The organism is Lutibacter oceani, assembly GCF_003384935.1.
GTDB lineage: Bacteria > Bacteroidota > Bacteroidia > Flavobacteriales > Flavobacteriaceae > Lutibacter > Lutibacter oceani.
This window is the reverse complement of the sequence record NZ_QTTQ01000012.1, coordinates 356,575-365,767: the sequence shown is the minus strand read 5'-3', so window position 1 is coordinate 365,767 and position 9,193 is coordinate 356,575. Positions and strand designations below refer to the sequence as shown.

Sequence of the window (9,193 nt, the reverse complement as noted above, 5' to 3'; positions counted from 1 at the left end):
GCCACTAGGTGGGAGAGTATGTCACCGCCTTTCTTTTGAAAAACCTTCAACTTAATTGTTGAAGGTTTTTTTTTGCTCTTATCTAAAATGAATTACTCATTTTTATATGTTATATTTATAGTAATTAATTTTAAAATTAAATTTATGAAAGAACAAACTTACGCCAACCATAGTAAAATGGTTTTTGGTTATCATGGTATTTTATTTTTAGCTATTATTTCATTATTAATTGGTTCAATTATGAATTTAATTGATTCAACTGAAGAAAATTTATATTCAGCATCTTTGTTAGTATTGGTTTCATTCATTTTTTTATTACTAATGTTTTATTCAAGAACATTTGCGCTTAAAGCACAGGATAGAGCTATTAGAGCAGAAGAAAAGTTAAGGTATTTTATTCTTACAGGAAGCGCATTATCTAATGAACTAACTACACGTCAAATTATAGGGTTACGTTTTGCATCAGATGAGGAATTTGTAGCTTTAGTTGATAAAGCTGTAAAGAATAATTTATCGGAAAAGGAAATTAAGAAGGCTATTAAAAATTGGAAGGCTGATACTTACAGAGTTTAGTGTTATTGAAAATAACTTTGTTTATATTAATCCTTATTTAAAATAAGGATTTTTTATTTTAAACTGTTTTCAATAAAAATTCTTATTATTTTTATTGGCATGTATGCTATATTAGATTGTAATAGTTTTTATGCTTCGTGCGAACGTGTTTTTAAGCCTCATTTAATTGGTAAGCCCATTGTAGTTTTATCTAATAATGATGGTTGTGTAATTGCACGTAGCTCTGAAGTTAAGGACTTAATACCTATGGGAGCTGAGGCGTTTAAATATGAAAGAATATTTAAAGAACATAACATTGATGTATTTTCATCTAATTATTCTTTGTATGGAGATTTAAGCACTCGAGTTATGAATATACTTTCGCGATTTTCTTCTGATATCGAGATATATTCTATAGATGAAGCGTTTTTTAGATTAAAGGGAATTCAGGAGAATGATTTAACTGCATATGCATTAAATATTAAAGAAACTATAGAAAAATGGGTTGGTTTACCAGTAAGTATAGGTGTTGCTCCTACAAAATCATTGTCTAAAGTTGCTAATAAAATTGCTAAAAAATATACAGAAGAAACTAAGGGGGTATATGTAATTTCTTCTGAGGAACAACGTGTGAAAGCATTAAAATGGACAAAAGTTGAAAATGTTTGGGGGATAGGAAGGCGTATTTCAAAAAAGTTAAAAGCGAAAAAAATCTATACAGCATACGATTTTATATTATTACCCGATGAGTATGTAAGAAAGCAATTTTCGGTTGTTGGTTTACGTTTAAAACAAGATTTAGGTGGTGAAAGTACAATTGGTTTCGAGAAAGTACAGGATAAAAAACATATTGCAACCACACGAACTTTTGAAAAAGCATTGCGAGATTATGAACCTATTAAAGAACGTATAGCCACTTTTGCTAATGCCTGTGCTGAAAAATTAAGAAAGCAACAGTCGGAATGTCAATATTTATATGTTTTTTTAAAAACAAGTAGTTATTCAGAAGTTAAAAGAAATGTAGGTATGGTAGTGCATTTGCCTTTTGCTTCTAATTCGAGTATTACTATTTGTAATTTTGCTATAAATGGCATACAACAATTGTATAAAAAAGGTTACAATTATAAAAAAGCAGGTGTAATTGTTATGGGAATAAGACCAGAGGTAGCACATCAATTTTCTTTGTTTGAAGATGAGGAACCAAGGCATAAAGCAATAATGAAAGTGATGGATCAAATAAATTTAAAATATCAGTCTCCTAAAATTAAAATTGCAAATCAAGATTTGGTTAAAACATGGAAGATGAAACAAGAGCATTTATCGCCAAAATATACTACAGCTATTGATGAAATAATTGAAATAAAATGCGATTAAAAAAAGTACAAGACACTAAAAATATTACATTCTATATTTCTGATAGATCTGAAATTATAGAGCGTCCAATTATACATGAAGATATTGCAGCCGGATTTCCTTCTCCTGCAGAAGATTTTAAAGAATTGCGTATTAGTTTAGATAAAGAATTGGTTAAGAATGAAGATGCTACTTTTTATGCACGTGTCCGTGGAAATTCTATGATTGGAGCTAATATTGAAGATGGAGATTTACTAGTAATTGATAGAAGTATTGAAACTAGAGATGGTAAAATTGCGGTATGTATGATTGATGGGGAATTTACAATAAAACGCTTAAAAATTGAAAAAGAGTGCGTTTTTTTAATGCCTGAAAATAACAATTACAAACCTATTAAGGTTATGGAAGAGAGCGAATTAATTATTTGGGGAATTGTTACGTATGTAATTAAAAAAGTATGATTTGTAGAAGTAGTGTTTTTTTAGTAAAAATTCAAACGCACCAGTATTTTTTAATAGCTGGTGCGTAGTAATTATTTTAATATTTCAGATTACTTCTTAAAATCTAAAACAATTAATCACTCAAAATGCTTCTAGAGATTACAATTTTTTGAATTTCAGAAGTGCCTTCATAAATTTGAGTAATTTTTGCATCACGCATTAAGCGTTCAACATGGTATTCTTTTACAAAACCATAGCCACCATGAATTTGAACTGCTTCAATAGTAACCTGCATAGCCATTTCCGCAGCATATAATTTAGCCATTGCACCACTTAAATCATAATCTTTCTTTTGATCTTTATCCCAAGCTGCTTTTATACATAAGTGACGAGCAGCTTCAATTTGTGTTGCCATATCGGCTAGTTTAAAAGCAATAGCTTGATGTTTGCTTATTTCTTTACCAAAAGCTTTACGTTCTTTAGAATATTTTAACGCTAATTCATAAGCGCCAGAAGCAATTCCCAAAGCCTGTGAAGCAATTCCAATTCTTCCACCTGCCAAAGTTTTCATTGCGAATTTAAACCCAAATCCATCTTCTCCAATTCTATTTTCTTTTGGGACTTTTACATCTGTAAACATTAAAGAATGAGTATCGGATCCTCTAATACCTAACTTATTTTCCTTAGGACCAACAACAAAACCTTCCATCCCTTTTTCAATAATTAAAGCATTAATGCCTTTATGTCCTTTTTCAGTATGTGTTTGAGCAATTACAACGTAAATACTAGCATTATTTCCATTAGTAATCCAGTTTTTTGTACCGTTTACCAAATAATAATCACCTTTATCAATTGCAGTTGTTTTTTGTGAAGTAGCATCGGATCCAGCTTCGGGTTCACTTAAACAAAATGCACCAATAATTTCACCGGTAGCCAATGGAACTAAATATTTTTGTTTTTGTTCTTCAGTGCCATAGGTTTCTAATCCCCAGCAAACTAAAGAATTATTAACAGACATAACTACAGATGCAGATGCATCAATTTTTGAAATTTCTTCCATTGCCAATACATAGGAAACTGTATCTAAACCACTGCCTCCATAATTTGGGTCTACCATCATTCCCAAAAAACCAAGTTCTCCCATTTTTTTTATTTGTTCGGTTGGAAATTCTTGTTTTTCATCACGTTCAATTACACCTGGTAAAAGCTCATTTTGAGCAAAATCACGTGCCGCATCACGTATCATTATTTGCTCTTCAGTTAAATTAAAATCCATAATTGATAAAAGTTATTGATATAGGTTTAATAATATGTAAATATAAGTCTTTTTTTAGTTAATTTTTATTAAATCTGTAAATAGAAGACTAAAGTGTAAAAAGTATGAATGTAGTAGAAAATGGGAATGTTATTGGGTTAATGTATGGAATTTTATTGGATGGAGTTGATATAATTTATACTCAAATACCAAAAAGCAATAAAAAATACTAGCTTCAGAAACAATTCCTTATTCAAAAAAAGGGAAGAAAGCTTACGGAATTGTTTTACAGCTTCAAAAAATGAGTTTGAAATTTTAGGTATTTAAATACGGAAAATATTTAGGAAAGCTTGTAAATAGGTTTATTGGGAAATATAAAATTAAACATATCGGTTTTGTTTCATAACATGGACATGCTATTTTTCATAATCCTAATGAAGGTTATACTTTGCAAATAGTAGATGGTCAATCAATTTGTAAAAAAACTATTTTTCCAATAATTGATTTATACAATTTAAAAAGTCGAAGATGTATTAAGAACTTTTATAACTCATAATTGTTTCGTAAATTTCAAATATTTTAGATGGCAAATAAAAGTCTGAATTATTAATTAAGGGAGGTGGTTCATTTAATAAATGAACTACAAAAAGCTACAAAAAACAATATTATAATTCCGGATAATGACATAATAAATTATAAGTAAGTCTTATTTTTTACAATTTTTTGAGTGTTACGTGTTGAAAATCAGGTAAATTGTTTAAGTAGTGTTACCGGAGCAATAAAAGACTATTGTTCTGGTAAAATCTTTAAGAATAAAGAGTAAGTTTTATTATATTTGTTTCCGTACACTTTTATTTTTAAAGATTTTTTAAGAATAAAGTAATAAGGCTTTCAATAATTAATCAATTTAAAAAATAATACATGGAAACGTTAATAATAGTAATTTTTATATTAGGATATTTAGCTATAACCCTAGAGCATAACTTAAAACTAGATAAGCTTATACCGGCATTAGGGATGATGGCTATTCTATGGGCATTGGTAGCGTTTGGTATTGATAATTTTATGAATTGGTTTAATTCTGCTGAGCATAAATTAATTGATGGGTTTGCAAATTTTACAAGTGATGATAAACATCATTTATTAGAAGAAACTTTATTACATCATTTAGGAAAAACTGCTGAAATCTTATTTTTCTTACTTGGAGCAATGACAATTGTAGAAATAATAGATTATTTTGATGGATTTGCTACATTCAAAAATTATATTAAAACTAAAAATAAAAAGAAATTACTTTGGATATTTGCTGCCTTAGCATTTATTCTTTCTGCAATTATTGATAATTTAACTGCAACAATTGTTTTAATAACAATTCTACAAAAAATAATAAATGATAAAAATACCCGCCTTTGGTTTGCTGGTTTAATAATTATTGCTGCAAATGCAGGTGGAGCTTGGTCACCAATTGGAGATGTAACAACAACAATGCTTTGGATAGGTAAAAAAGTTACAACACTTAAATTAATGGAATATTTAATAATACCTTCATTATTATGTGTTATTATTCCAGTTTTTATAGCATCATATATGAAACCCTTTAAGGGAAATTTAGACTTTAATGATAGTGAAGTTGAAACACCTCAAAATAAGCATGGAGCAATAATGTTATATTTAGGTTTATCAGCAATTATTTTTGTGCCTATTTTTAAAACAGTTACACATTTACCACCATATGTTGGTATGATGCTATCTTTAGCAGTAGTTGGAATTTTTGCAGAAATTTATAGTAGATCTCAATTTAACATCTCTCACGTAGTTGATATTGAGGGTGATGATTCCCAAGGTTTTCATAGTCCTGTACACAAATCATTATCTAAAATTGAAATGCCAAGTGTTTTATTTTTCTTTGGTATTTTAATGGCTGTTGCTGCTTTAGAGTCTTTGGGTATGTTATTTATTGGTGCAGAACATTTAAAAACAATAATTCCAAATACAGATGTTGTAATAATGTTATTAGGAGTTGGGTCAGCGGTAGTAGATAATGTTCCATTAGTTGCTGCAAGTATGGGAATGTTTCAAGAACCAATTGATAGCCATTTATGGCATTTTGTAGCTTATTCAGCAGGTACAGGAGGAAGTATGCTTATTATAGGATCGGCAGCAGGAGTTGTTGCAATGGGAATGGAAAAAATAAACTTCTTTTGGTACTTTAAAAATATAGCTTGGTTAGCAGCAATTGGTTTTGTTGCAGGGGCCTTGGCATTTATGTTTTTAAGAAACTTTTAAAACAAAATTAACCCAAGTTTATTCTTGGGTTTTTTATTGAAGTAAGAATAAACAATTTTCACTTATTAATTTCGTTTAAGAAAAATAAATAAAAATTAATCTATGTTATTAACAATGCTACAAGATTCAGAAGAACTGTTAAATGAAACTGTTTCTGAAGAAAAAACACTTTCAATTTATAAATTGATTATGGATGGAGGTGTAGGAGGTCAAGTTATTATTGCAATATTAATTATACTATTGACTGTTGCACTATATATTTATTTTGAACGATTTTTTGCAATTAAGTCGGCTTCAAAAACAGACAGCAATTTTATGAATCAAATTAGAGATCATGTATCTCATGGAAAATTAGATGCTGCAAAGGTTTTATGTGCTCAAGCCAATTCCCCTGCCTCTCATTTAATTGAAAAAGGAATTTCAAGAATTGGAAAACCATTAGCAGATATTAATACAGCAATTGAAAATGCAGGAAGGTTAGAAATTTATAAATTAGAAAAAAACGTAAGTGTTTTGGCAACTATTGCTGGTGCAGCGCCAATGATTGGTTTTTTAGGAACTGTTATTGGAATGATTGTAGCCATACATGAAATTGCAAATGCAGGTGGGCAAATTGATATTAAAATGCTTTCTGATGGATTGTATACCGCAATGACAACAACTGTTGCCGGATTAATTGTTGGTATTATTTCATACATACAATACAATCATTTAGTTGTACGTACCAATAAGGTTGTGTATGAAATGGAAGCACATTCAGTAGAATTTCTTGATTTATTAAACGAGCCTATTTAATATGGATATTAGAGGTAGAAATAAAATAAATCCTAATTTTAACATGTCGTCTATGACTGACATTGTTTTTTTGCTCCTCATATTTTTTATGATAACTTCAACCTTGGTTACTACAAGTGCATTAGATATTTTATTGCCAAAAGCAAGTGGAAAAACTGAAAACAGGAAATCAATAGCTGTAAGTATTACTAAAAATTTGACTTATTATATTGATAATAAAAAAGTAAATGAATCTAGATTGGAACAAGATTTGTTATCGTTATTAGCAGGTAAAGACAATCCAACTATAGTATTAAGAGCAGAAGAAGGTGTGCCAATTGAAAAAGCAGTAAAAATTATGGATATTGCAAACCGAAACAGATTTAAAGTAATATTAGCAGTTAGACCAAAATAAAAAATGTTCAGTTTTTTAAATACAAAACATAAAAGAAAATCCGCCGCATTAACAACCACTATTATGAGCTTGTTATTAATTGGATTATTTTTTGTTGGAATGAAATATTTAGATCCACCAGAAGAATATGGAATTGCAGTTAATTTTGGAACATCAAATGTTGGCAAAGGTAATGTACAACCTACTGAACCTTTAAGGGCTGCTTCACAAGAACAAGTTGTTGAAGAAGAGCAGCAACAAGAAGTTGTTGAAAAAAGTGAACCTGAAACAGCTAAAGAAGCATCTGCAATATCTGAAGATGTTGCTACACAAGACACTGAAGAAGCAATAGCAATTAAAAAAGAGCAGGAAGCTAAACGAAAAGCAGATGAGATTGCTAAAAAAGCACAATTAGAAAAAGAAAGAATTGAAAAAGAAAAACAAGCAGCAATTGCAAAACAAAAAGCTGAGGAAGAAGCTAAAAGAAAAAAATTGGATGCTTTAATTGGAGGTGTAAGTAATTCTGATGGAGCTGTAACTGGAGGTGAAGGAAACGATAATGTTAGTGGAGATAAAGGAAATATTAATGGAGATCCAAATGCAAGTGGTTATTATGGAAATGGTGGCGGTGGTGGAAATGGCGATTATAACTTAGGAAATAGAAAACCATTAAGTAGGCCAAAGCCAGATTATATTTGCAATGAAGAAGGTTTGGTTGTAGTTAGCATTGAGGTAGATATAAATGGTAAAGTTATTAAAGCAACTCCAGGTGTTAAAGGCTCTACAAATACAGCATCTTGTTTGTTAACACAAGCTAAAATTGCTGCGTTAAAAACAAAATGGCAGTCGGATTCTAATGCTCCTTCTAAACAAGTAGGAACTATTAAATATAGATTTTCATTATCTCAATAAATTTTAATGAATTATAACAGCACCCTAAATTGGATGTTTTCTCAATTGCCAATGTATCAAAGGCAAGGAGCAACTGCATTAAAAAAAGATTTAACCAATAGTTTAGCACTTTCAAAACATCTAAATTTTCCCGAAAAAAAATTTAAAACCATTCACGTTGCAGGTACAAATGGAAAAGGTTCTACAAGTCATATGATTGCTTCTGTATTGCAAGAAGCAGGTTATAAAGTAGGATTGTATACATCACCACATTTAAAAGATTTTAGAGAACGAATTAAAATTAATGGAAAGGTAATTAAGAAGATTGAAGTAATTAATTTCATTAAAAAGAATAACCTTTTTTTATCTGAAAATAAACTTTCTTTTTTTGAAATGACCGTTGGTTTAGCATTTGATTGTTTTGCAAAACAACAAGTTGATATTGCGGTTATTGAAGTTGGTTTGGGAGGAAGATTAGATTCTACTAATATTATTACTCCAGAAGTTTCTGTTATTACAAATATTGGTCTAGATCACACTCAATTTTTAGGAGAAACACTCCCGGAAATTGCTTTCGAAAAAGGAGGGATTATAAAAGAAAATATTCCAGTTGTTATTGGAGAATATCAAGAAGAAACATTTCCAGTTTTTGAAAAAATTGCAAAGGAAAAAAAATCACCATTGCTGTTAGCTTCTAAAAATATTAAGGAGAATTATTTATCAGATTTAAAAGGAAGTTATCAGGTTAATAATATTAAAACAGTAGTAGAAACTGTAAAAGTTTTAAAATCGAAAGGATTTAATATTTCAAAAGAGCACGTTATAAATGGTTTACATCATGTTGTTAAAAATACAGGACTTTTAGGTAGATGGCAACAATTAAATCAACAGCCAAAAGTAATTTGTGATACAGGCCATAACAAAGAGGGACTAACCTATGTTCTAAATCAATTACAGAATGAGGAGTTTAATAAGTTACATTTTGTATTTGGAGTTGTAAATGATAAAGAATTAAAGGAAATACTTCCTATGTTTCCAAAAAATGCAGTATATTATTTTTGTAAGCCGAATATACCAAGAGGCTTAGACGCTTTGGAATTACAGCAAAAATGTTTGTCCTTTGGTTTAACAGGAGTAACTTATAGCTCAGTTCAAGAGGCCTATAAAACAGCTTTAAAAGAAGCTTTAAGCAATGATTTAATATTTATAGGAGGAAGTACCTTTGTAGTTGCAGAAGTGGTATAATTA

Annotated in this window: 9 protein-coding genes; 8 read left to right on the top strand and 1 reads right to left on the bottom strand. The window is 29.6% G+C overall.

Annotated features, from left to right (window positions below):
• Positions 1–144 precede the first annotated feature (144 nt).
• The 3 genes from BX611_RS14545 (at position 145) to BX611_RS14535 (ending at position 2,366) form a co-directional block, all read left to right on the top strand.
• Positions 145–573 carry a DUF6526 family protein gene (locus BX611_RS14545; RefSeq protein ID WP_115882685.1) on the top strand — a complete coding sequence of 143 codons (429 nt, stop codon included), beginning with the start codon at positions 145–147 and terminating at the stop codon, positions 571–573.
• Between the two features lie 99 nt (positions 574–672).
• On the top strand, positions 673–1,926 hold the full coding sequence (locus BX611_RS14540; protein WP_115882649.1) for a Y-family DNA polymerase: 1,254 nt from the start codon (positions 673–675) through the stop codon (positions 1,924–1,926).
• Positions 1,917–2,366: a LexA family protein gene (locus tag BX611_RS14535; protein WP_115882647.1), complete on the top strand. Its 450-nt coding sequence runs from the start codon at positions 1,917–1,919 to the stop codon at positions 2,364–2,366. Before BX611_RS14540 ends, BX611_RS14535 begins: the two co-directional genes overlap by 10 nt.
• A 112-nt stretch (positions 2,367–2,478) precedes the next feature.
• Here BX611_RS14535 and BX611_RS14530 read toward each other — a convergent pair whose 3' ends face one another.
• The gene (locus BX611_RS14530; RefSeq protein ID WP_115882645.1) at positions 2,479–3,621 is read right to left on the bottom strand and encodes an acyl-CoA dehydrogenase; all 1,143 of its coding nucleotides are present in this window, start codon (positions 3,619–3,621) and stop codon (positions 2,479–2,481) included.
• Between the two features lie 900 nt (positions 3,622–4,521).
• Between BX611_RS14530 and nhaD the strand changes: the two genes are divergently transcribed.
• The 5 genes from nhaD to BX611_RS14505 all read left to right on the top strand — a co-directional run bounded on the left by nhaD (position 4,522) and on the right by BX611_RS14505 (position 9,190).
• Positions 4,522–5,886 carry a sodium:proton antiporter NhaD gene (gene nhaD, locus BX611_RS14525; protein ID WP_115882643.1) on the top strand — a complete coding sequence of 455 codons (1,365 nt, stop codon included), beginning with the start codon at positions 4,522–4,524 and terminating at the stop codon, positions 5,884–5,886.
• A gap of 102 nt (positions 5,887–5,988) precedes the next feature.
• Positions 5,989–6,681 carry a MotA/TolQ/ExbB proton channel family protein gene (locus BX611_RS14520; RefSeq protein ID WP_115882641.1) on the top strand — a complete coding sequence of 231 codons (693 nt, stop codon included), beginning with the start codon at positions 5,989–5,991 and terminating at the stop codon, positions 6,679–6,681.
• Position 6,682: 1 nt separating this feature from the next.
• Complete coding sequence (locus BX611_RS14515) at positions 6,683–7,075, top strand: ExbD/TolR family protein (RefSeq protein ID WP_115882639.1); 393 nt, start codon at positions 6,683–6,685, stop codon at positions 7,073–7,075.
• A 63-nt stretch (positions 7,076–7,138) separates the two neighbouring features.
• Positions 7,139–7,966 (top strand): energy transducer TonB, encoded by an 828-nt coding sequence (locus BX611_RS14510; protein ID WP_240324983.1) that lies wholly within the window; start codon positions 7,139–7,141, stop codon positions 7,964–7,966.
• Between the two features lie 6 nt (positions 7,967–7,972).
• Positions 7,973–9,190, top strand: coding sequence for a bifunctional folylpolyglutamate synthase/dihydrofolate synthase (locus tag BX611_RS14505; RefSeq protein WP_115882635.1), 1,218 nt, complete (start codon positions 7,973–7,975; stop codon positions 9,188–9,190).
• Positions 9,191–9,193 lie beyond the last annotated feature (3 nt).